The sequence below is a fragment of the Streptomyces sp. 8N616 genome (assembly GCF_052246385.1).
Classification (GTDB): domain Bacteria; phylum Actinomycetota; class Actinomycetes; order Streptomycetales; family Streptomycetaceae; genus Streptomyces.
In genome coordinates this window covers 1-21204 of sequence record NZ_JBQQBY010000018.1, presented here as the reverse complement: position 1 = coordinate 21204, position 21204 = coordinate 1, and the positions used below count along the sequence as shown (strand labels likewise).

The 21204-nt window shown below is 69.2% G+C and carries 18 protein-coding genes and 1 pseudogene; 3 read left to right on the top strand and 16 right to left on the bottom strand.

Features of this window, described 5'->3' with window-relative positions; all coding sequences use genetic code 11:
* Positions 1 to 125: 125 nt before the first annotated feature.
* The 14 genes and pseudogenes from ACTWQC_RS18125 to ACTWQC_RS18060 all read right to left on the bottom strand — a co-directional run.
* Positions 126 to 263, bottom strand: a pseudogene (locus ACTWQC_RS18125) (excalibur calcium-binding domain-containing protein); the annotation flags it as partial.
* Positions 264 to 275: 12 nt separating this feature from the next.
* On the bottom strand, positions 276 to 2351 hold the full coding sequence (locus ACTWQC_RS18120) for a 3-hydroxyacyl-CoA dehydrogenase NAD-binding domain-containing protein (protein WP_443316749.1): 2076 nt from the start codon (positions 2349 to 2351) through the stop codon (positions 276 to 278).
* A gap of 62 nt (positions 2352 to 2413) precedes the next feature.
* Positions 2414 to 3295 carry an acyl-CoA thioesterase gene (locus ACTWQC_RS18115; protein ID WP_443316748.1) on the bottom strand — a complete coding sequence of 294 codons (882 nt, stop codon included), beginning with the start codon at positions 3293 to 3295 and terminating at the stop codon, positions 2414 to 2416.
* Positions 3296 to 3315: 20 nt separating this feature from the next.
* Positions 3316 to 4974, bottom strand: a complete 1659-nt coding sequence (locus ACTWQC_RS18110) for an AMP-binding protein (protein ID WP_443316747.1) — start codon at positions 4972 to 4974, stop codon at positions 3316 to 3318.
* Positions 4975 to 5053: 79 nt separating this feature from the next.
* Positions 5054 to 6088 carry a phosphotransferase family protein gene (locus tag ACTWQC_RS18105; RefSeq protein WP_443316746.1) on the bottom strand — a complete coding sequence of 345 codons (1035 nt, stop codon included), beginning with the start codon at positions 6086 to 6088 and terminating at the stop codon, positions 5054 to 5056.
* A complete protein-coding gene (locus ACTWQC_RS18100; protein ID WP_443316745.1) occupies positions 6081 to 6863 on the bottom strand; it encodes an SDR family oxidoreductase in 783 nt (260 codons plus the stop codon). The genes ACTWQC_RS18105 and ACTWQC_RS18100 overlap by 8 nt, the downstream gene beginning before the upstream one ends.
* 1 nt (position 6864) lies before the next feature.
* Positions 6865 to 8094 (bottom strand): acyl-CoA dehydrogenase family protein, encoded by a 1230-nt coding sequence (locus ACTWQC_RS18095; protein ID WP_443316744.1) that lies wholly within the window; start codon positions 8092 to 8094, stop codon positions 6865 to 6867.
* On the bottom strand, positions 8081 to 8893 hold the full coding sequence (locus ACTWQC_RS18090; RefSeq protein WP_443316743.1) for an enoyl-CoA hydratase-related protein: 813 nt from the start codon (positions 8891 to 8893) through the stop codon (positions 8081 to 8083). The genes ACTWQC_RS18095 and ACTWQC_RS18090 overlap by 14 nt, the downstream gene beginning before the upstream one ends.
* Entirely contained in the window at positions 8890 to 9708 is an 819-nt protein-coding gene (locus tag ACTWQC_RS18085; RefSeq protein ID WP_443316742.1) for an SDR family oxidoreductase, read from the bottom strand. The genes ACTWQC_RS18090 and ACTWQC_RS18085 overlap by 4 nt, the downstream gene beginning before the upstream one ends.
* Positions 9709 to 10020: 312 nt before the next feature.
* Entirely contained in the window at positions 10021 to 10770 is a 750-nt protein-coding gene (locus tag ACTWQC_RS18080; RefSeq protein WP_443316741.1) for a TetR/AcrR family transcriptional regulator, read from the bottom strand.
* A 2-nt stretch (positions 10771 to 10772) separates the two neighbouring features.
* The gene (locus tag ACTWQC_RS18075; RefSeq protein ID WP_443316740.1) at positions 10773 to 11738 is read right to left on the bottom strand and encodes an NAD(P)H-dependent flavin oxidoreductase; all 966 of its coding nucleotides are present in this window, start codon (positions 11736 to 11738) and stop codon (positions 10773 to 10775) included.
* Positions 11739 to 11797: 59 nt separating this feature from the next.
* Positions 11798 to 13324, bottom strand: coding sequence for an AMP-binding protein (locus ACTWQC_RS18070; RefSeq protein WP_443316739.1), 1527 nt, complete (start codon positions 13322 to 13324; stop codon positions 11798 to 11800).
* Between the two features lie 210 nt (positions 13325 to 13534).
* Complete coding sequence (locus ACTWQC_RS18065) at positions 13535 to 14173, bottom strand: HAD family hydrolase (protein ID WP_443316738.1); 639 nt, start codon at positions 14171 to 14173, stop codon at positions 13535 to 13537.
* Positions 14174 to 14291: 118 nt separating this feature from the next.
* The gene (locus tag ACTWQC_RS18060; protein ID WP_443316737.1) at positions 14292 to 15491 is read right to left on the bottom strand and encodes an acetyl-CoA C-acyltransferase; all 1200 of its coding nucleotides are present in this window, start codon (positions 15489 to 15491) and stop codon (positions 14292 to 14294) included.
* 258 nt (positions 15492 to 15749) lie between these two features.
* Between ACTWQC_RS18060 and ACTWQC_RS18055 the strand changes: the two genes are divergently transcribed.
* The 3 genes from ACTWQC_RS18055 (at position 15750) to ACTWQC_RS18045 (ending at position 17967) form a co-directional block, all read left to right on the top strand.
* A complete protein-coding gene (locus ACTWQC_RS18055; protein WP_443316843.1) occupies positions 15750 to 16622 on the top strand; it encodes an alpha/beta fold hydrolase in 873 nt (290 codons plus the stop codon).
* A 3-nt stretch (positions 16623 to 16625) separates the two neighbouring features.
* Entirely contained in the window at positions 16626 to 17447 is an 822-nt protein-coding gene (locus tag ACTWQC_RS18050; RefSeq protein WP_443316736.1) for an SCO6745 family protein, read from the top strand.
* 100 nt (positions 17448 to 17547) lie between these two features.
* A complete protein-coding gene (locus ACTWQC_RS18045) occupies positions 17548 to 17967 on the top strand; it encodes a BBE domain-containing protein (protein WP_443316735.1) in 420 nt (139 codons plus the stop codon).
* A gap of 260 nt (positions 17968 to 18227) precedes the next feature.
* Here ACTWQC_RS18045 and ACTWQC_RS18040 read toward each other — a convergent pair whose 3' ends face one another.
* The gene (locus ACTWQC_RS18040; protein ID WP_443316734.1) at positions 18228 to 19097 is read right to left on the bottom strand and encodes a hypothetical protein; all 870 of its coding nucleotides are present in this window, start codon (positions 19095 to 19097) and stop codon (positions 18228 to 18230) included.
* Positions 19094 to 20767 (bottom strand): protein kinase domain-containing protein, encoded by a 1674-nt coding sequence (locus ACTWQC_RS18035; RefSeq protein ID WP_443316842.1) that lies wholly within the window; start codon positions 20765 to 20767, stop codon positions 19094 to 19096. Before ACTWQC_RS18035 ends, ACTWQC_RS18040 begins: the two co-directional genes overlap by 4 nt.
* Between the last annotated feature and the right edge of the window lie 437 nt (positions 20768 to 21204).

The window sequence follows — 21204 nt, the reverse complement described above, 5'->3', positions numbered from 1 at the left end:
GGAACGCCGACACCCAGCGACCGGCGGACCGCCGTATGCGCACGGCCGTGCTGAAATTCGGCTCCACTGGGTGGGCGACACGGATGCCCGCTCCCCACCAGGAGTTGGGGGCGGGCGTCGTGCGCTCAGCCCCAGTCACAGCCGACGCCGTCTCCGTCGCGGTCGAGGTGCCGACCATAGCCGGCTTCACCGCGGTAGACGGGGGCGGCTCCAGCGGCACGAGCGGCTGCACAGTTCTGGTAGTAGACGCCCCCACCTCCGCTGTCGCTGTGGCGTCAGTTGAACGTCCCGGCCTCGCCGGCCAGCCGCATCAGCAACGGCGAGGGCTCCCAACCGTCGTCTCCGTGGAACCTCCTGAGTCCGGAGAGGACATGTGCGGCACCCACCGTGTCGGCGTAGAACATCGGTCCGCCGCGGTACCTCGGGAAGCCGTACCCCGCGATGTAGACGACGTCGATGTCCGAGGCGCGTAGGGCTATGCCTTCATCGAGGATGCGCGCGCCCTCGTCGATGAGTGCGAAGACGAGGCGCTGCACGATCTCATCCGCCTCGAAGGTACGGAGCTTGGTGCCATGCTTGGCATGGAATGAAGCCAGCAGATCTTCGACGACAGGGCTCGGGATCGCCTCTCGGCTGCCGGGCGCGTAGTCGTACCACCCGGCACCAGCCTTCTGCCCGAACCGTCCCATTTCACACAGGGCATCGGAGATCTCCTCCCGGGGCACGCCGGGGTCCTCCGCGTAGCGCCTCTTGCGGATCGCCCATCCGATGTCGTTGCCCGCCAGGTCGGCAGTCCGGAACGGGCCCATGGCGAAACCGAAGTGCTCTGCGGCGGAGTCGATCTCGGCCGGTGTCGCGCCCGCGCGGAGGAGTGCCGTCGCCGCATCCCGGTACTTGGCCAGCATCCGGTTGCCGATGAAGCCGTCGCATACCCCGGCCACCACGCCGGTCTTGCCGATCCGCTGTCCCACCGCCATGGCCGTGACCAGCACGTCGTCCGCGGTCTTGGCCCCGCGGACGATCTCCAGCAGTTTCATGACATTCGCGGGGCTGAAGAAGTGCATGCCGAGGACGTCCCCGGGGCGTCCGGTCACCGCGGCGATCGCATCGATGTCGAGGGTCGAGGTGTTCGAGGCCAGAATCGCGCCGGGTTTCGCCACCTCGTCGAGCCGGGTGAACACCGAACGCTTGACGTCCATATCCTCGAAGGCCGCCTCGATGACCAGGTCGCTGTCCGACACGTCCGCATAGTCCAGGGTCGGCGTCAGGAGCGCCATGCGCTGCTCCAGCCCGTCGGCCGTCAACTTCCCCTTGTCCACTTGACGTTGGTAATTGCGGCGCATGACGTCCAAGCCGCGGTCGAGCGCCTCCTGGCTGCTCTCCACGATGGTGACCGGAATCCCCGCACCCAGAAAGTTCATCGCGATGCCGCCGCCCATCGTTCCGGCGCCGATGACGGCCACCTTGTCCACCGTCCGTGCCGGCGTCTCGGGCGGGACGTCGGAGACCTTGCGGGCCGCCCGCTCGGCGAAGAAGGCATGGCGCAGCGCGGCCGACTGCTCGCCGTTCATCAGCTCCAGGAATGTCCTGCGCTCCTCGGCCAGGCCTTCCTCGAACGGTGTGGATCCCGATTTCTCGACCAGAGTCAGAGCCTCCGAGGGCGCCACGAATCCGCGGCTGCGCCGACGCAGGCGCTCCCGCATCGCACTTACCGCGCCCACGTCGTCGCGACCGACGCTCAGGTCCCGGATCCGAGGGAGCGGCCGTACCGCGGCGACCTCGACCGCGAGTTCCATCGCCGCCGCCATCACGTCACCGTCCACGATCCGATGGAACAGCCGTTGCCCCGGGAGGTCTCCGAGCGCCCGCGCCGTACGAGGTGCCCCGCCGCTGATCATGTCCGCCGCGACGTCGGCTCCCACGACACGGGGCAGCCGCTGCGTGCCGCCGGCGCCGGGGACCAGCCCGAGGTGCACCTCGGGGAGGCCGATCCTGCTGCTCGATGTCGCGACCCGGTAGTGGGCGCCCAGCGCGAGTTCCAGTCCGCCACCCAAACAGGTGCCGTCGATCGCCGCTACGACCGGCTTGCCGGCGTCCTCCAGGGCCGCGATGACGTCGCCGAGGCTCGGTGCGGCGGTCGTCCTGGGCGTACCGAACTCCGAGATGTCGGCTCCGGCCGAGAAGGATCCCTCGCGGCCGGTGAGCACGATGGCATCGACATCGGCGGAGTCCAGGGCACGCTGCAGACCCTGCACGATGCCCTTCCGCGTTGCGTGCCCGAGTCCGTTGACCGGAGGGTTGTCGATGCGGAGGACCGCTGTGCGTCCGGTGACGCTGTACTGGGTGGACATGCGTGGCACCACTTCCTGAATTCGTTGATCAACGGACGTCGGCGATGGTCGGGGCCGGGGGATTACGGAACGCTCGCTGAGGCGTGCGCACCCTGCGTCCCTTCCTCTGTATCGCGGCCCGCCTCCGACCGGGGCCGGTCGAAGCGCATGAGTCCCTCCTGCGCGACGGCGGCCACCAGACGCCCGCACGTGTCGAACAGCCTTCCGCGGGTGAGCGCCCGGCCGTGCTCGGCCGAAGGGGAGACCTGGTCGTACAGCAGCCACTCGTCCGCGCGGAAGGGACGCAGGAACCACAGCGAGTGGTCCAACGACGCACCCTGTACGACGGCTTGGGGATGGGGCAGCCGCGCGGATCCCAGCAGCGCCATGTCGCTGAGATAGGTCAGCGCGCAGGCGTGGACGGCACCGTCGTCCGGCAGCTGACGTCCGTACCGGATCCACACCCGCTGGCAGGCCGGCGCCTCCGGAACGTGGCCGATCTCCCCTCTGGGCACCCACCGCATCTCCCAGTCACGCCATTCCGCGGGCCGCGGCATGCTCCAGCCGCTGATGAGGTCGGACTCCGGGATGTGGCCGGGTGCCGGCACCGCCGGCATGTCCACCTGGTGGGAGAACCCTTCATCTCCGCGGTGGAAAGACGCCGTCATCGTGAAGATTGCCTCCCCCGCCTGGACTGCGGTCACCCGGCGGGTGCAGAAGCTGCCGCCGTCGCGGATCCGCTCGACAAGATGATCCGTCGACTCGTGCGGACGGCCGGGCCGCAGGAAGTACCCGTGCATCGAGTGGGCCGAGTACGACCGGTCGAGGGTACGCGCCGCGGCCATCAGCGACTGGGCGGCGATCTGGCCACCGAACGTCCGCGGCCACTGGCTGGGGATCGGGCCGGACCGGAACCGGTCCGGTGCGATCTCGTCGAGGGCCAGGACCTCTGGCAGGCCGGCCATCCTTCAGCTCCTCTCGCCCGTCACGCGGACGCCGCCCCGCGCAGTTCGCGGCGCAGGATCTTGCCACTGGTGGTCTTGGGCAGCTCGTCGCGGATGCTGACCTTCCGAGGGGCCTTGTAGGCCGCCAGGTGTTCGCGGCAGTAGGCGACCAGCTCTTCGGGCTCGACGGATCCGCCGGGCCTCAGGCTGACGAAGGCCGCCACCGTCTCGCCGCGGTACGGGTCGGGCACCCCCACCACGGCGGCCTCGCGCACCGCGGGGTGCCGGTAGAGGACGTCCTCGACCTCGCGAGGCCACACCTTGAAGCCGGAGGCGTTGATCATGTCCTTCTTGCGGTCGACCACGTACACCCAGCCCTGCCGATCCATGAAACCGACGTCGCCGGTGAGCAGCCGCGCGTTCGGGATCGACTCCGCGGTGGCCTCGGGCCTGTTCCAGTACGCGGGCACCACCATGGGGCCCTCGACCGCGATCTCGCCGAGCTCGTTCGGTCCCAGGTCTTTGCCGTCCTCGCTGACGATACGGACCATGGCGGTGGGAAGCGGCAGGCCGATCGACAGGGTGCCTGAGTCGGGATCCACGGGAGCCTCCCTGTCCATGGGCACCACGACGCACGGGGCGCTGGTCTCGGTGAGCCCGTAGCCGTTGCGGATGTACCGTCCCGTCTGCTCTTGGAACCGCTCGACGACCGCGGGGGGCAGCGGGGCGCCACCGGAGTTGAGTGTCCTGAGCGAGCCGAACACCTCTGCGGAGTAGTCGGGGTGTGCCATCAGCGCCATGTACGCGGTGGACGGCCCGACCATGAAAGCGGGCCGTTCCCGCTTCAGCGCGTCGATCACCACCCCCGGCTCGAAGCGGTAGGCGAGTACGAGAGGGCTCGCCAGGTCGACCGCGTTGAGCAGCTGGACGACCATGCCGGTGATGTGGAACAGCGGGGCCAGTGCGAATATCGGTGAGCCCACGGGGACCTCGTCGTACAGCCGCAGCAGCACCGCGTTGACGGTCAGGTTGCGGTGGGTGTTGGTCGCTCCCTTCGCAAGTCCGCTGGTGCCGGAGGTGTAGGAGATCAGTGCGATGTCGTCGGGGGTCAGCCCGGGAGGGGCAGGCCGCCGCCCCGCCCGTGCCCTCGCCACATCGAGGATGTCGTCGGCACCCTCGCTGCGCCGCCGGGTCAGGCCGGCGAAGATGCGCGGGTCGTCCAGGGTCTGCAGGTCCAGCGGGTTGGCGGTGAGCGCGATCGTCACCCCCGCCGCGGTGGCCCGCTCACGGACGTGTTCCGCCCAGGCGTGCTCATCGCACACGATCGCGGACACTCCCGCGTCGGTGAGGATGTGCCGGAGTTCGTCCCGGTACATCGGGTTCAGCGGGACGACCGCGCCCCCCGCCTTCCAGGCGCCGAACAGGGCCGGCACGAACTGCGGGACGTTCTGCAAGTACAGCGCCAGCCGGTCGCCGGGGCGGAAGCCGCGCTCGAGGAGGTAGTGCGCCACCCCGTCGGAGAGCTCGTCCACCTCCCGGTAGGTCAGCGTGCCCCCGAGGTAGGTGATGGCCGGACTGTCGGGTGCCGTGGCCGCCGCGTCGGCCAGCAGTTCCAGCGTGGTGCGATCAGGGACCGGTTCCACCTCCACCATCCGCTTGGTGTACTGGGCCGTCCACGGCCTGTCGTCGAACCAGCTCATCGCCGCCGAACCGCCTTTCAGGGGAGAGAGTGTGGGGGCGTTCTTGTGTGGCGCGGTGGCATTCACGGCGGGCGATCGGTCAGATACCTGCCGTGTCCGCGACTTCGTGGGCCTTCGCCACCAGTGCGTCGATGCGCTCTGCGGTCGGGGTACCGGACGCGGCCCTATTCCGCGGTTCGTCCATCGCGCGGCGCATGACGCCCTCCGCGATGATCGCGACCTTCCACAGGCCCAGCGCGTGCCAGTAGCCCAGCGTCGTCAAGTCGCGTCCCGACGCCGCCAAGTAGGCCCCCACGAGTTCCTCGCGGGTCGGGAAGCCGTCGAGAGCGGTCGCGACGAAGTCGCCTGAGGCGTTCTCACCCTTGGCCGGCCAGTAGGCCAGCAGGCTGCCCATGTCCGCCAACGGATCCCCGAGCGTGCACAGCTCCCAGTCCAGTACCGCGGTCACCTCCCCGCTGTCGTAGGAGGTGATGACGTTGCGCAGATGGAAATCGCCGTGTACGAGCGTGAGTTCGCGCTGCTCCGGGACGGCTGCGACAAGGCGCCGCGTGAGGTCCTCGAGGGCGGGCAGCTCGCGGGTCCTGGACTTCTCCCACTGGCCCGACCACCGCTTGAGCTGTCGCTGCGCATACGGCTTGTGGCTGGCCAGACCGGTCAGCCCGGTCGCCCCGAGATCGACCGCGTGGATCTTCGCCAGCGTCCGTGGCAACGACATCCCGATCACCCGGCGGCGTTCGGGCGTCAACGACTGCGCGACCGACATCCTGTCGACGACCTGGCCGTCCACGAACTCCATGAGCAGCAGCGGGACGTCGGTCACGGCAGGATCATCCGTCAGCCCGAGCACCCGCGGGGTCGGGACGGCGGTGCCCTCCAGCGCGGTCAGAATCCGCGCCTCGCGGGCCACGTCGTGCGCCGACGCCAGCAGGTGACCCAGCGGTGGGCGCCGCAGCACCCACCTGCGGCCGTCCTGGTCCCGTACCAGGTAGGTCAGATTGGACTGGCCGAGCCCGATCCGGTCGAAGACGGGCGGCCCGGCGAAGTCGACGCCGAGGGTCCCGAACCAGCGGCTCACCGCCCCGGCGTCGATTCCGACGATGCCCGCGCTAGACACCGATGCCGGCTCCCTGCCTGAACGGGAGCGCGTCACCGAGCAGCTGCCCGCCGTCGATCACCATGGTCTCGCCGGTGATCCAACTCGCGGCATCCGAGACGAGGAAGGCGACTGCCGAGGCGATGTCGGCAGGCTCCCCTATGCGCCCGAGCGCCGTCGACGCCGACACGGCCTGCTCGTGCTCTTTCCACAGGGCCTCGGCCAGCTTCGTGCGCACCACACCCGGCGCCACGGAGTTGACACGGACCTTCGGCGAGAGTTCCAGGGCCAGTTGCTTCGTGAGGTGGATGAGTGCGGCCTTCGACGCGTTGTACAACCCGATGTTCGCCTCGAAGGCCATGCCGCCGACCGACGCGGTGTTGACGACCGCCCCGCCGTGCTCGCCCATCCAGGCCCGCGTCGCCAGACCCGTCCACAGGACGGGAGCCCACAGGTTCACGTCGAAGGTCTTGGCGAAACGACCGTGGTCCTGGTCGATGACCGGCCCGAAAGCCGGGTTGGTCCCCGCGTTGTTGACGAGGATGTCCAGGCTTCCGAAGCGCTCGAGCGTCAGATCCACACAGCGCTGGGCCGCCTCCTCGTCGACCGCGTGCGCACCGACCCCCAGCGCTGAGCCGCTCACCCTGGCCGCGGCGGCGTCCGCCGCCTCCTGGGACCGGGAGGTGAGGACGACGTTTCCGCCGGCCGCGGCGATGGCCTGGGCGATAGCCAGCCCGATACCGCGCGAGGCGCCGGTGACGACCGCGGTGCGACCGGTGAGATCCAGTCCTGCCATCTCAGCTCACCGCTGCCGTGGCCGCGTCGCGGTACTGCCGCAGTTCCTGCCTGGCGATGGCCCGCTTGTGGACCTCGTCGGGACCGTCCGCCAGCCGCAGCGTCCGCAGATGCGCGTACATCATCGCCAGCGGGAAGTCCTCGGTCACTCCTGCTCCCCCGTGCACCTGGATCGCGCGGTCGACGATCTTCAACGCGATGTCCGGGGCGGCCACCTTGATCGCCGCGATCTCGGTGCGCGCTTCCTTGTTCCCGACCGTGTCCATCAGATACGCGGCCTTGAGCGTGAGCAGCCGGATCATCTCGATGTCGATACGTGCTTCGGCGATCCAGTCCTGGATGTTGGACCGGTCGGCAACCGGACGACCGAACGTCACCCGCGACTGGGCGCGCCGGCACATCAGCTCCAGTGCCCGCTCGGCCGCGCCGATCGCCCGCATGCAGTGGTGGATACGACCGGGCCCGAGCCGGGCCTGGCTGATCGCGAAACCCTCCCCCTCGCCCTTGAGTACGTCCTTGGCCGGCACCCGCACATTCTCGAAGGTGATCTCCGCGTGGCCCTCGCGATCCGCGTACCCGAACACCGGGAGGTTCCGGATCACGGTGACCCCTGGGGCGTCGATCGGGACGACCATCATCGACTGCTGGCGATGCGGGGCCGCCGTGGGGTCGGTCTTGCCCATCACGATGAGCACCTTGCAGTTCTTGTGCATCGCGTTCGAGGCGAACCACTTACGGCCGTTGAGCACGTACTCGTCGCCGTCGCGCTCCATCCGCAACTCGATATTGGTGGCGTCGGAACTGGCCACGCGCGGCTCGGTCATCGCGAAGGCCGAGGCCATCGTCCCGTCGAGCAGGGGCCCCAGGTACTTCTCCTTGTGCTCGTCGGTGCCGAAGAGGGTGAGCACCTCCATGTTGCCGGTGTCGGGAGCGTTGCAGTTGCACGCCTCGGAGGCGATGTGACTGCGCCCCATGATCTCCGCCAGCGGCGCGTACTCGAGGTTCGTCAGCCCCGGGCCCCACTCCTTGTGCGGGTGGAAGAGGTTCCACAGTCCACGCTTGCGCGCCTCCGCCTTGAGGTCCTCGAGGATCGGCGGATGGAAGTGCGGGTCACCCGACGCGCGCATCTGCTCGTCGTACACCGCCTCCGCGGGGTAGATGTGCGAATCCATGAACTCGAGCAGATCCGCCTGGTACTTCTTGGCGCGGTCCGACGTCTCAAACAGGGACATCTGAACTCCTGACGGGTAGGGAGGGAAAATTGGGTGGGCGCTTGTCGAGGTGACTGGCCACGCCTTCGACGAGATCGGCCCCGCGGAAGGCCTCGAGCATGAGGCCCTCCGCCCGGGTCACGGAATCGGCGTAGGTGCCGTCCGCGTCGCCCTGCAGTTGGCTCTTGATGGTGGCCATGGATGCCGGGGAGCAGCGCGTCGCCAGATCGGCGGCGTACGCGACAGCGGCATCGACCACACTGCCGGTGGGGACCAGGTGGTCGAGGAGTCCGATACGGAATGCCTCCTCGGCGTCCACCATGCGACTCGACAGCAACAGGTCCGTTGCCCGGCTGTGCCCCACCAGCCGGGGCAACAGCCAGGAGATCCCGTACTCGGCGATCAGCCCGCGCTGCGCGAATGCCGTGGTGAACCTGGCCGAGGGCGTGCCGAAGCGAATGTCGCAGTAGAGCGCCTCCACCATGCCCAGGCCCGCGGCCACCCCGTTCACCGCACCGATCAGCGGTTTGCGCAGGGTCAGCGGCACGTCGCGCGGCCGGCGCCGCGCCCTGTCCGCCTCGGAGACCTCGCCGGCCGCCTGCAGCCGCTGGAGGTCGGCACCGGCGCAGAATCCGCGGCCTGCGCCGGTGACCACGACGGCGCGTACGCCCGGGTCGTCTTCGGCGGCGTCGAGCAGCGCGAAGTAGCGGTCCTCGAGTTCGTCGGTCCAGGCGTTCAGCTTGGCGGGCCGGTTGAACGTGAGCACCAGCACGGGCCCGCGGTGTTCGGCGAGGACGAGCTCGCCCGGCGCGCCGGTCATGCCTGCGCCAGCAGGGAGCTCTGGTAGCGGCGCATCCCGCGCAGCCACCGGTCGTAGTCCGAGCCCTTCTGCCGGTACATGTCCAGAACTTCTTCGTGCGGCAGGATCAGGAAGCGCTCGTCCTCGATCGCGGCGAGGACGGCGTCGGCGACCTCGGCCGGTTCGAGGACGTCACCCGCGGACGTGACGGCCTGCGTGGCCGCTCGCCCCAGCGCGTCCCCGGAGTCCTTCCCCGAGGACAGCATCCTGGTGTTCACCCCCATCGGGCACAGACAGCTGACATGGACCCCGCGATCGCCATAGGTGACACTCAGCCATTCGGCGAAGCCGACCGCGGCGTGCTTGGTGACGGCGTACGTGGCGGAGCCGATCTGGGTGAGCAGCCCGGCCGCCGAGGCGGTGCTGACGAAGTAGCCCTCGCCGCACTCGAGCCACCGCGGCACCAGCAGCGTTGCCGCACGGATGTGGGCTCGCAGGTTCACGTCGATCGAGAGGTCCCAGTCCTGCTCGCTCGCGTCGAGGGCGGGTGCCCCGGCGATGCCCGCGTTCGCGAAGTAGAGGTCTACGGAGCCGAACGCGCTCTCCGCCAGGTCGATCAACTGCTGGATCTGGGCGGTGTCCGAGGCGTCCGCGCCGGCGCTGACGGTGCTTCCCGGATGGTCGGCGTTGACTCTCTCGGATACCGCCCGCGCGGTGTCCGCGTCGAGGTCTGCGACGACGACCCGGGCACCCTCGCGAGCGAGCCGTGCGACCAGCGCGCCGCCTATGCCGCCACCGCCACCGGTGACGATGGCGACTCTTCCTGCAACGTTCACAGCGAACCCTCTCCGTGGCGGGGCGTGCGGGGCCGGAGCACGGGCCCCGAGATGAGTGATCGTGGTCCCCGCCCACCTGTATAATTGAATCTGAAGTCAAGTTCAACCGTCTGGTGCGCATGACCACGCGGAGAAGGCCGCCTCGCCTCCGCTGAACTGCGGACTTGCGGTAGCACGGCGTGATGAGTCAGGTGGTTGAGTGTGAAGGCTCGCGCAAGCTGGTCCTCGTCGCCGATGCGGGCAGCTCGCGGGTCCTGGATCGTCGAACGGCCGTAGGCGGCAGGCTCCGCCCCGGCCGGCGCTCCTGCCGGATCAGCGGTGGCCGGGGAACCGCAGGGCGTTCGCCCAGAGCCGGGTGACCGTGGACACGAGCTCCTCGAAGTCCACCGGCGTGCCTTCTTCTTGCCTTTCGCCGAGCACGAAGGCGTTGTAGGCCATGACGCTGACCATGCCCGACAGCGCACGCGAGGCCATCATCGGATCGACCTCACGGTCTGCGACACCCCGCGCCTGCAGGTCGGCGATGCCGCGGGCGTTGCGGCGGATGAACGCATCCGTGCGCTGGCTTCGGAACTTACGGAACTCCGGCTCCACTTGTGCGACCTGCTCAAGCAGTGCCATCAGCTTCGCGTTCCGTTTGTACGCCTCGAGATACGCGCGGTTACTCGCCTCGAGTACCGCATACGGATCGTCGGTGTCCTGCAGCCGGCCCGTGCCGGGGTGCAGCATGTCCTCCTGCGCCTCCAGGAGGACGGCGGCAAGCACCTCTTCCTTGTTGGTGAAGTAGGTGTAGAAGGACCCCGCCGCGCACCGGGCCTCTTTGGTGATGTCGGCCAGGCGGGTGTCGAGGTAACCATCCCGCTCGAACACCTTCCGCGCGGCCTTCACCAAAGCGGCGCGTGTCCGCGCTCCGCGCTTCGTCGTCGGCGGCTCGCGAAGTGGCGAGAGGGGCGCCATCGGCGGTGCCTTCTCGCTCTCCTCGGGCGCGGTGGTATCCATCCCTAAAGTGTACTTGAATCCGACACCAGCCTCATAAATGCGCGCCGGTGCGCGGTCGCACACCGTTACACGCGCTGAAGCCGATTCTTCGCCTCGGCGTACTCACCGGCGAGGCGCTCGACGACCGCTGCCGCGGGAAGTACCGCCCCTACCGCGCCGACCCCCTGACCCGCGCCCCAGATGTCCCGCCACGCCTTCGCCCCTTTGATGTCCTGGTTGCCGAAGTCCATGGCGGACGGATCGGAGCCGGGCAGTGCGGCCGGATCGAGCCCCGCTGCCTCGATGCTGCCGCGGAGGTAGTTGCCGTGCACGCCGGTGAACAGGTTGGAGTACACGATGTCCGCAGCGGTGGAGTCCACGATCATCTGCTTGTACTGGTCCTCCGCGTTCGCCTCGTCGGTGGCGATGAACGCCGAACCCACGTAGGCGAGGTCCGCGCCGGCGGCCTGCGCGGCGAGGATCGAGCGGCCGTGGGCGATGGAGCCCGACAGCAGAAGGGGGCCGTCGAACCAGTCGCGAATCTCCTGGACGAGCGCGAAGGGTGATTGCGTGCCGGCGTGCCCGCCCGCGCCCGCGGCGACGGCGATCAGGCCGTCCGCGCCCTTTTCCACCGCCTTGCGCGCGAACCGGTTGCTGATGACATCGTGCAGCACGATGCCGCCGTAGGAATGGACCGCATCGTTGACATCGGCCCGGGCGCCGAGCGAGGTGATCACGATCGGCACCTTGAACTCCACGACGGTCGCGAGGTCCTCCTCCAGGCGTGAGTTGGTCTTGTGCACGATGAGATTGACCGCGAACGGCGCGGACGGTGTCTCGGGATGATCGGCGTCGTGCTTGGCCAACTCCTCCGCTATGCGCTGCAGCCATTCGCGCAGCGCCGACTGCGGCCGCGCGTTCAGCGCGGGGAAGGAACCCACGATGCCGGAGGCCGACTGGGCGATGACCAACTCCGGATTGGACACGATGAACATCGGCGATGCGATCACGGGCAGGCGAAGCCGGTCCCGCAGGATGGGCGGCAGGCTCATGAGTAACTCACCATGCGTCTTTCTTCTACGGCGGACACATCTCGTCGGTCGACGGATGTTCAGTGCCGGCGGGCGGGTACGTCGCCGATCGCTGGGTCGCGGGTCAGCTCCGTACGGTCGATGGAGCGCTTGAGGATCTTCCCGCTCGGGCCCTTGGGCAGCGCGTCGACGAACCGGATGATACGCGGGACCTTGTAGGCGGACAGTCGCTCTCGTGTCCAGCTCGACACCTCAGCGGCACCGAGGTCCGAACCGGGCCGGGCGGCTATCAGCGCGGCGACCTCCTCGCCGTAGTGGTCGTCGGGAACGCCGACCACGGCTGCCTCGATGATGTCCGGGTGCTCGTAGAGAACTTCCTCGACCTCACCGGGGTAGACGTTGTAGCCGCCGCGGATGATCAGGTCCTTGATCCGGTCGACGATGCGCAGGTCGCCGTCCGTGTCGGTTTCGCCCAGGTCGCCGGTCCGCAACCAGCCGTCGGGCGAGATTGCCGCGGCGGTGTCCGCGGGGCGGTTCCAGTATCCGCGCATCACCGTGGGTCCCTTGATGTGGACCTCGCCGACGGTGCCCGGCGGGCACTCGTTGCCCTCGATGTCACGCACCTGGACCTGCAGCCGCGGGACCGCCCGCCCGGTGTACCCGGTCTTGCCGCCGCGGTCGATGTCGTTGAAGGTGCCGAACGCGGTGGTCTCGGTGAGCCCATAGCCTTCGAGGATGGTGCAGCCGAAGCGGGCCTCGAAGGCCCGGGCGATCTCCCCGGGCAGCGACGCGCCCCCGGAGACGGCGATACGGAGCCCGGCGAAGTCCGCCGGATTGGCATCAACCGCCGCGTGCAGCATCGCGTTCCACATGGTCGGTACGCCGGCCATGATGGTGAGCCGGTCGCGGCGCAGCATCTCCAGCATCGCCGCCGGGTCGAATCGGGCCAGCAACGACATCGAACCGCCCACGGTCAAGGTCGCCATCATGACCGACGCCTGGCCGAACACGTGGAACAGCGGGAGTCCGGTGCCGGTACGGTCGGCGCTCGATCCGCGGCTGCACTCGGCGCCGATCTCCCCGGCGGACAACAGGTTCCCGACCGTGAGCTGGGCACCCTTCGGCCGCCCTGTCGTACCCGAGGTGTACAGAATGGCCGCGGTCTCGTCGCGGTCCCGGCCGACGACGGGGGCGGGAGCGGCATCGGTGACCGTCGCGCCCGGGGACAGCGTCCAAGAGGGCACCTTGAGCGCCGAGGCCGCCTCCGTGACGGCGGGGCCCAGAGCGTGCCATGCGATCGCCAACGAGCACCCGGCGTCGCCGAGGACGTATTCGACCTCGGCCCGGGTGGACATCGTGTTGACCGGCACCACAACACAGCCGGCGGCCTGGATCCCGAGGTAGGCCACCACGAACTCGGGCACCGACGGCGCCGCCAGCAGCACCCGGTCCCCGGGCGTCAGGCCCGCGGCGGCCAGGGCACTCGCATACCGAACGCTCGCGTCGCGCAGCTGCCGGTAGGTCCACTGATCCGCGCCGCCGCGCAGCGCGATGTTGTCGGGAGTGGCAGCCGCGTGGCGGCAGACCGGGTCGAAAACACTGGCCATGGGCGGTGCCTTCCGGGGATGTGAGCAGGTGATTCGGTGCGGATCCCACCCTCGTCCGCCAGTAGACTTGAATCCGTCCTCGACTTCAAGTCTTCGGAACGGCGGAAGTGCACTGCCGCTCGACCCGCGGGCGGTGTCGATCCGGGGCATGACCGGATCTCCCGCGACCGTCGATCTTGCCGATCGGTGATCGGTCGATCGGTCGATCGGTCAGACGGTGATCCTGAAGTGTTCGGCGAGTTGGCGGCGGGTGTCGGTGGCACTGGTGTGCAGCACGCCCCCGATCCCGATCCGCGCCGCCCCGTCGAGGTTCTGCTGCAGATCGTCGATCATGACTGCCTCCTCGGGGGTGACGCCGAGGCGTTCACATGCGATCGCGTAAATCCGGCGGGAAGGCTTGCGGATCCCGACCTCGGAGGAGATGACGACAGCGTCGGCCACAGCGGCGAGGTCGACGCTGTCGTAGGTTCCGGTTCCGAACGAATTGGATACCAGCGCAACGGGATATCCGGCGGTGCGGAGATCACCGAGCAGGGCGAGCACGTCCTGGTCGATCGACATTCCCGCTTGCATCCGGGCCGTGAGTCCCTCTGCTTGTACGTCGGCGCCGTGAGCGCGGAGACGCTCGGCGAACCCTCGCTCGAAGGCTTCGGCGTCGATGCGGCCGGACTCGTGATCGGCCAGGAGGGTCCGTGATGGCTGATCCCGGCTGAGGAGGTCCAGCGGCAGGCGCGGGTCACCGCCGAGCGAGGCGCCGAAGTCGGTGAAAGCCCGCAACACACTGGAGGTGATGACCCCGCCGAAGTCCACGAGGACCGCCGTTCGGGCCTTTTCCGTCTCGCTCGACACCGTATTCACACCCTCTCTCGCGGCCGGCTTCCCACCGGCCCATACGACGGCAGCCATGTTCCGCCGGCTGTCACCACCGGCCGGCCCTCGCCGCCGGCGCCCAGCTGGTACATGGACCTCAGGCGACCTCGAACAGCCCGGCTGCGCCCATTCCGCCGCCGACACACATCGAGATCACCACATACCGGACGCCGCGGCGCTTGCCCTCGATCAGGGCGTGCCCCACCAGGCGGGCACCGGTCATTCCGTACGGATGGCCGACCGAGATTCCGCCACCATTGACGTTGAACCGCTCCGGGTCGATGTTCAATTCGTCGCGGCAGTACAGCGCCTGGGATGCGAACGCCTCGTTGAGTTCCCATAGACCGATGTCGTCGATGGAGAGGTCGTGCTGCTTCAGCAGCTTCGGAATGGCGAACACCGGACCGATCCCCATCTCGTCCGGCCCGCAACCGGCGACGGCCATACCCCGGTATACGCCCAGCGGCTCCAGTCCGCGGCGCTCGGCTTCCTTCGACTCCATCAACACCGACGCCGAAGCCCCGTCCGACAACTGCGAGGAGTTGCCCGCCGTCACGCTGGAATGCGCGGTCACCTGACCGTCCGGCAGCACCGGCGCCAACCCGGCCAGACCCTCGAGTGTGGTCGACGCGCGGTTGCCCTCGTCCCGGGTCAGGGTCACGGCCTCGTCCCGAACCTCCCCGGACTGCTTGTCCAGGACCTTCTTGACACTGGCGCGCGCGACGATCTCCTGGTCGAACCGCCCGGCCTCCTGCGCCGCCGCGGTGCGCTGCTGTGACACCAGCGCGAACTCGTCCTGGCGTTCCCGGCTCACGCCGTAGCGTTCGGCGACGATCTCCGCCGTCTGCAACATCGGCATGTAGATACTCGGCTTGTGCTCGACCAGCCAGGGATCCGCCATGCGGTGGGTGTTCATGTGGTCGTTCTGCACCAAGGAGATCGACTCGACACCGCCGCCGACAGCGACCTGCATGCCGTCGCCGACGATCTGCTTGGCGGCCGTCGCAACCGCCATCAGGCCCGACGAGCACTGCCGGTCGATCGTCATCCCGGACACGGCGTCCGGGAGTCCGGCACGGAGGGCAGCCTGGCGGGCGACGTTGCCACCGGAGGACCCCTGCTGCACGGCGCAGCCGAAGATCACATCCTCGACCTCACCCCCCTCGAGCCCGGCGCGCTGCACCGCGTGCGAGAGGGCATGGGCGGCAAGTTCCTGCGCCTGGGTGTCGTTGAACGCGCCGCGGTACGCCTTCCCGATCGGCGTCCTTGCCGTCGAAACGATGACTGCTTCCCTCATGTCGCCTCACTGCTTCCTGTCGGTCCGGTTCGTTCGGGAGCTTCAGGGGATCCCCAGCACCGTGAGCCGGGCTCGATGCCGTTGGGCGGTACCGAACGCCCGATCGTTTATAGTTGAATCCGGCGTCAAGTTCAACCAGACTCCCCTGGGGCCGCGCAGCTGCGGTTGCGGGGATGCGCGTGCCCTCGACCTTGACAATCCATTTCCCCGACTGAAAGCTGACCGACCAGTCGGTATGAAGGGTGGATCGTGACCGAGCTGAGCATCTCCACTGCTGCGGGCGTGTTCGACGCGATCGTGGCGGGTCCGCCCCAGGGCCGCCCGGTGCTGTTGCTGCACGGCTTCCCGCAGACGGGACTGGTGTGGCAACGGCAGATCGCGGCGTTGGCCACGCACGGTTACCGGGTGGTGGCACCCGACCAGCGTGGGTACTCCCCCGGGGCCCGCCCCGAGCGGCCCGAGGACTACCGCATCAGCGTCCTGGTCGAGGATGTCGTCGCGATGACCGAGGAATTGGGCTGGGCGTCGTTCGACCTGGTCGGCCATGACTGGGGCGGCGCGGTGGCGTGGTGGACCGCCGATGCCCACCCCGGCCGCGTACGTACCCTGACGGTCGTCTCCACCCCGCACCCCGGCGCTCTGGCCACCACACTGCGTACGGACCCGGACCAGCGCGAACGATCGCACTACATGATCGACTGGCGCGAAACGCCCGCGACCGAGGAGCGCATGCTCGCAGGCGATGCCGAGGAGCTTCGCGCCGCTTACGCCGGAAAGATCCCGCAGGACAGTGCCGAGGCCTACGTGCGGCACCTGTCCCAGCCGGGCGCTCTCACCGCCGCGCTGAACTGGTACCGGGCCGGCCGCCCCGACGGCGCGATCGGCGTCATCGACGTGCCCACGCTGTACGTCTGGAGCACGGAGGACAGCGCGTTCGGCCCAGCGGCCGCGCAGGAGACCGGGCAGTGGGTCAACGGGCCGTACCGGTTCGAGACCCTCCAGGGCGTCAGCCACTGGGTCCCCGAGGAAGCGCCCGAGACGCTGAGCCGCCTGCTGCTCGACCATCTGCGAGCGCACGGCGAGTACGGAACCACAGCGAATACCCCGTCTGTCGACCCCAAGAAGAGGTGACTCATGAAGACAGCGCGAGCAGCCTGGCGCCGACTCGAGCCCGTACACGCCATGATCTACTTCGCCCCCGAGGGAAGGCGACGGTACGCGGACCTCGGACTCAGCGGACGCGCCGGGTACTTCGCCTCCCGGAGCGCCGCGTTCGGCCGAGCATCTGCCGATCTGGTCATCTCGACTTTCTACAACTTCAACCCCGCTTTCGTACGGAAGGCGGTCGACGGGGCCTGGGACGCGGTGACGCCGCAGCAGGTGCTGGACGCGCGGCACGCCGCCGCGGGCGAGGCCCTGCGGCGGGCCGGGATCCACGAACTCCCCGCTTTTGACGAGGTCCTGGCGCTGGCCCGCAGAGCCGCCGAGGCGGCCTGCGAACACGCTCAGGGCCGCTCGCTGTTCGCCGCGCACGCCGCGCTGCCCTGGCCGGAGGAACCGGTACTGCAGCTGTGGCACGCCCAGACGCTGCTCCGGGAGTTCCGTGGAGACGGCCATGTCGCGTGCTTGCTGAGCGAGGGCGTCGGGGGCTTGGAGTCCCTGATTCTGCACGCTGCCACCGGTGAGGTTCCCGTCGACTTCCTCAAGGGAAGTCGCGCCTGGCCCGAGGAGGAGTGGGCCGAAACCCAGGAACGCCTGCGCACACGAGGTCTCCTCGAGGGCGACTCCCTCAGCCCGGAAGGCGTACGTCTGCGCCAGCACATCGAGGACCGCACCGACCACTTGGCCCTTCCCGCCTACGCCGCCCTGGGTGACGCCGACTGCGAACGCCTCGCCGAACTTGCGAGCCCCTTCGGCCGCACGGTCGTCGAAGCCGGCCTCCTCAAGATCGGCTGACCGAGCCCTTCACGTCCCCCTCCGCTTCCTGCTTGATCTGCTCGCGATCGGAAACCTTCGAAGGACGCCGCGATCCGTCGTACTGCGACACCAACTCGCGGTGCTGCGCCGCCAGGTCGCCCGGCCACAACCGTTCTGGGCCGACCGGGCGGCGATCGCAGGACTGGCTCGGCTGCTGCCCAAGGCACTGCGGGGCATCTGTTCGTCACCCCGGATGCTGGTGATGGCCGGCGCCGGCGGCTGGCCACCCGCACAGTGCCACCTGCCCGGCAGCCTTCCCGGTCAGCACCCGGACGGCCGCACCGCGCGCGCCTCCTACGCCGCCCGCTCCGACTTCTCATGGCTGGACAACCTGCACCAGGCCATGCGGCCGCACGCCAGCGGTCAGGCGTACCAGAACTACATCGACCCGCGGCTGACCAACTGGAAGGAGGCCTATGACGGCGCCAACCTCGGCCGTTTGACAGACGTCAAAACGACCCGCCCGCCATCACGCGGACAGCAGGCGACGCGGAACTGAAGCAGCTCACTCGGCCGAACGAAGCAGTCCGGCCCTCGGATTGATCCGGTTACTCGTCGCCGTACCAAGCCACGTGCCGCTGAACAAGCTCGGCGAAGGACCGGCGCTGGCGAGGACCTGTGCTCGGACGCCGCTGTGTTGCCCGTGTCCCTCCGCTGCCGGTCAGGAGTGGTCGGCGGCGTCCCCGTCGCCGCCGGCACCGAACGTCGGTGCCTGTCCGGCGTTGCGGGATGGCCGGGGCCGACTCTCCCACGAGGTCACTAGCGGCAGTTGTAGGTAAAGCGCGTGGAGGCCGTCTGGGCGCCGGGTGAGGTGATCCGGAGTTCCGCCCGCGCCTCGTGCGAGCCTCTGCCGCGGAAGGTCCACAGCAGATGCAGTCGCGCTTCCCGCTGGCCCTGTGTGAGCCGCTCCCGCAGCGTGCCGGAGATAGTGCCGTCGCTGCGCACCCAGCGGTATGCGATGGTGCCCGGCGCGCCGTTGGTGCGGACGACGCCGATCACATCGGCGGTGTCGTCGCATGCGGGACCTTTCGGGTCGGTTCGTACGGCCACGCTCTCGACGACGAGACCGGGGCCGAGCCGCTGCCAGAGAAGGAACCCGATGACGGCGATGAGGATGACGCCGGCCAGGGTGTAGCGGCGCAGCCCTCCGCGTCGCCGCTTCCCGCTCTGCCCGGGGCCGTGGGGCTCTCCTGCGAGTGTGCCGTGCCAGATGTCCACGGCTGTGGTGCTGTTGCGGGCGAGGGCACTGCCGGTCACTCCCGGGCCGAAGCGGAGCACCATGCCCTCCCCCTGGGGCGCCGCGTCGGCGGGCGGGGAGCTCGCGGCCGGGGAGTTCGCGACCCGGCCGCCCACCAGCCTCGCATCCAGGCGGGCCGTGCCCGCCTGCGGAACGGTCGCGTCCAGGCGGACAGTCGCACTCTGCGGCGCGGCCTCGGACGTACGGCCCAGAAGCACTGTGGGCGTGGTGGACTCATGGAGCGCGGCGGGATCCTCCGGATCCGGATCCGCGTCCGGGCTGTCGGGCCTGTGGACCCAGTGGTCGCCCAACTCGGTCGCGCTGTAGCCGTTGTCGCGGTCGCTGCCGGCGCCCGTCGGCTCGTGGGTTCCCGGGTTCTGTGAATCGCTCATCGGATGTCGCACTGCCGGATCAGCTTCTGCTGCCATGAGCTGCCGTTGTCCGCCTCGGGGTCGGTGGTCCCGACCACGCCCCAGTAGCAGGCCGGGCTCCGGAAGACGTGATCAGCCGTGATGGTGTACGCCGTCCGGCCGCTCAGGGCAAAAGTCTGGGAAACGCCGTCCTGCTCGCCGAGACTGCCCTTGCTGTCGCTCGCGTACCAGGTGACGGTCAGGGTGACGGCACCCGTCCCGGTGGTGGAGACGTTCACCGAGGCGGTGGCACTCGTCGAGCCGGTCTGCTGCAGGCTCCCTACGGAGACCGAAGTGACTCGCACGGGAGTGGCGGATGGCTCTGTGGTGGCATTGGGCGCGCTGTCGCTCGTGGACGGGTTCGAGACCGGCGGGTCCGTAGCTGTCCCGGGCCCCGACGGGGAGCCGAGACCTCCCGTGTCCGTACCCCCGGCCGGAGCGGAGTCGCCGCCTTCCGATGCGGACGCGGAAGCGGAGGGGGAGCTGCTGCCCGTAGGCGTGCCGCCGGCGGAAGTGGACGGGGAGGCGGACGACGAAGTGCCTGCGGTCGGGGACGTCTCGCCCGGCGAGCCGGTGTTCGCGGCGGCGCTCGTCGTGGCGAGCGTCTCGGCCACCGCTTCACGGTTCCCACTGGTCGCCCCGGCCGTGAACGTCAGTACTCCAGCGATGATCAGCACGCCCACACCGGTGAGCAGTTCGCGCCACCCCAGTTCCCGGCCGAAGCCCCGGGCACGGTCGGGCAGCACGGTGGTGGCCAGTTCGGTGGTTCCGGCGGCCGAGCCCCCGGCCGAGGGAAAGAGCAGCGGCAGCAGCGCCGCCAGGGCCGCGAGCCTGCGCTGTCCGCGCTCCTCCCAGTCCTCGCCGTAAGCCGCACAGGCCACCGACTCGAGCTCCTCCACGAAGGCGGCCGCGTTCTCCGGACGCTCCTCGGGGGTCTTGGCCAGGCCGCGGCGGATCAATGCGCGCACCGGCTCCGGCGCTTCCTCGTCCGGGATGGGCGCGTTGATGTGCTGGAGGGCCAGCTCGGCGAAGTTCTCACCGGTGTACGGCTTCCGGCCGGTCACACACTCGTAGAAGGTGGCGGTCGCCGCGTAGACGTCGGCCGTAGGTGAGGCCGGCTCCCCGCTCCACTGCTCGGGCGCCATATAGGTAGGGGTTCCCGCCGCACCGGCGCTGTCACCACTGCGCGCGGCGATACCGAAGTCGACGAGCTTGGAGGAGCCGTCCGCCGCCACCAGAACGTTCTCGGGCTTGTAGTCGCGATGCACGACACCGGCACCGTGAGCGGCGGCCAGGCCGAGAAGCGAGCCTTTGAGCACCACGAGCGCCGCCTCGGGCCCGGTGGCTCCCTCCTGCCGCAGGAGCGCGCGCAGCGCAACGCCGTCGACCAGTTCCATGACGATCGCCGCGCCCTGGGGCGCCTCCACGTATTCGTAGAGGCGTGCCACATGCAGGGAGTCGAGGTCGCCGAGCAGGCGGGCTTCCGCGCGGAACTCGCGGAGGAAGCGGGCGTCCGCCCGCAGTTTCTCATTGAGATACTTCACGGCCACCGGCGTGCCGGTGGCGTCATGAACGGCCAGTACGACACGTCCGCTCGCACCGGAGCCCAGCTCTCTGGACTCGCTGTAGCCGGGTACGACCCATCCGCGCATCACGCTCTACCCCCCTGGACGTACGGCACCGTAGCCGACAAAAGGCCGTCCGCCGTCGCCGGCAGAGACACGATTGCGTTGCGACTGGTTCCCGGCTGATCCCCCGCTGATTCCGTGGGGAAGGACTACGGCCGGTCCGCGGGGAGCGGCCGCTATATGCCCAACTCGTAGGGCTACGGCGTTGATAGGTTCTAGGCCTTGATCCGTCGGCGGTGACGTGATTCCGCCAGAGCACTGGGCAGGGGGAGCTCCGTGGACCGGATGCCGTCATGGTTGGGCAAGCCGCTGTTCGTCGTGCTGCCGCTCGTGTTGCTTGGATTCAAGGGATCGTCGCAACACGTGATCACTGACGTGTGGTGGTGAGCAGTTTAGACAGGCGCTCGGCTGGGGTTTCCCAGCCGAGCGTCTTGCGTGGGCGGCCGTTGAGTTCGGTAGCG

Bases quoted from the DNA above. Each gene is read 5' to 3' on its own strand.
- ACTWQC_RS18115 (WP_443316748.1), bottom strand. From the start codon at position 3,295: ATGGCCGGCCTGCCAGAGGTCCTGGCCCTCGACGAGATCGCACCGGAC.
- ACTWQC_RS18060 (WP_443316737.1), bottom strand. From the start codon at position 15,491: ATGAGGGAAGCAGTCATCGTTTCGACGGCAAGGACGCCGATCGGGAAG.
- ACTWQC_RS18120 (WP_443316749.1), bottom strand. From the start codon at position 2,351: ATGTCCACCCAGTACAGCGTCACCGGACGCACAGCGGTCCTCCGCATC.
- ACTWQC_RS18040 (WP_443316734.1), bottom strand. From the start codon at position 19,097: ATGAGCGATTCACAGAACCCGGGAACCCACGAGCCGACGGGCGCCGGC.
- ACTWQC_RS18075 (WP_443316740.1), bottom strand. From the start codon at position 11,738: ATGAGCCTGCCGCCCATCCTGCGGGACCGGCTTCGCCTGCCCGTGATC.
- ACTWQC_RS18100 (WP_443316745.1), bottom strand. From the start codon at position 6,863: ATGGCAGGACTGGATCTCACCGGTCGCACCGCGGTCGTCACCGGCGCC.
- ACTWQC_RS18095 (WP_443316744.1), bottom strand. From the start codon at position 8,094: ATGTCCCTGTTTGAGACGTCGGACCGCGCCAAGAAGTACCAGGCGGAT.
- ACTWQC_RS18070 (WP_443316739.1), bottom strand. From the start codon at position 13,324: ATGGCCAGTGTTTTCGACCCGGTCTGCCGCCACGCGGCTGCCACTCCC.
- ACTWQC_RS18050 (WP_443316736.1), top strand. From the start codon at position 16,626: ATGAAGACAGCGCGAGCAGCCTGGCGCCGACTCGAGCCCGTACACGCC.
- ACTWQC_RS18110 (WP_443316747.1), bottom strand. From the start codon at position 4,974: ATGAGCTGGTTCGACGACAGGCCGTGGACGGCCCAGTACACCAAGCGG.
- ACTWQC_RS18035 (WP_443316842.1), bottom strand. From the start codon at position 20,767: ATGCGCGGATGGGTCGTACCCGGCTACAGCGAGTCCAGAGAGCTGGGC.
- ACTWQC_RS18090 (WP_443316743.1), bottom strand. From the start codon at position 8,893: ATGACCGGCGCGCCGGGCGAGCTCGTCCTCGCCGAACACCGCGGGCCC.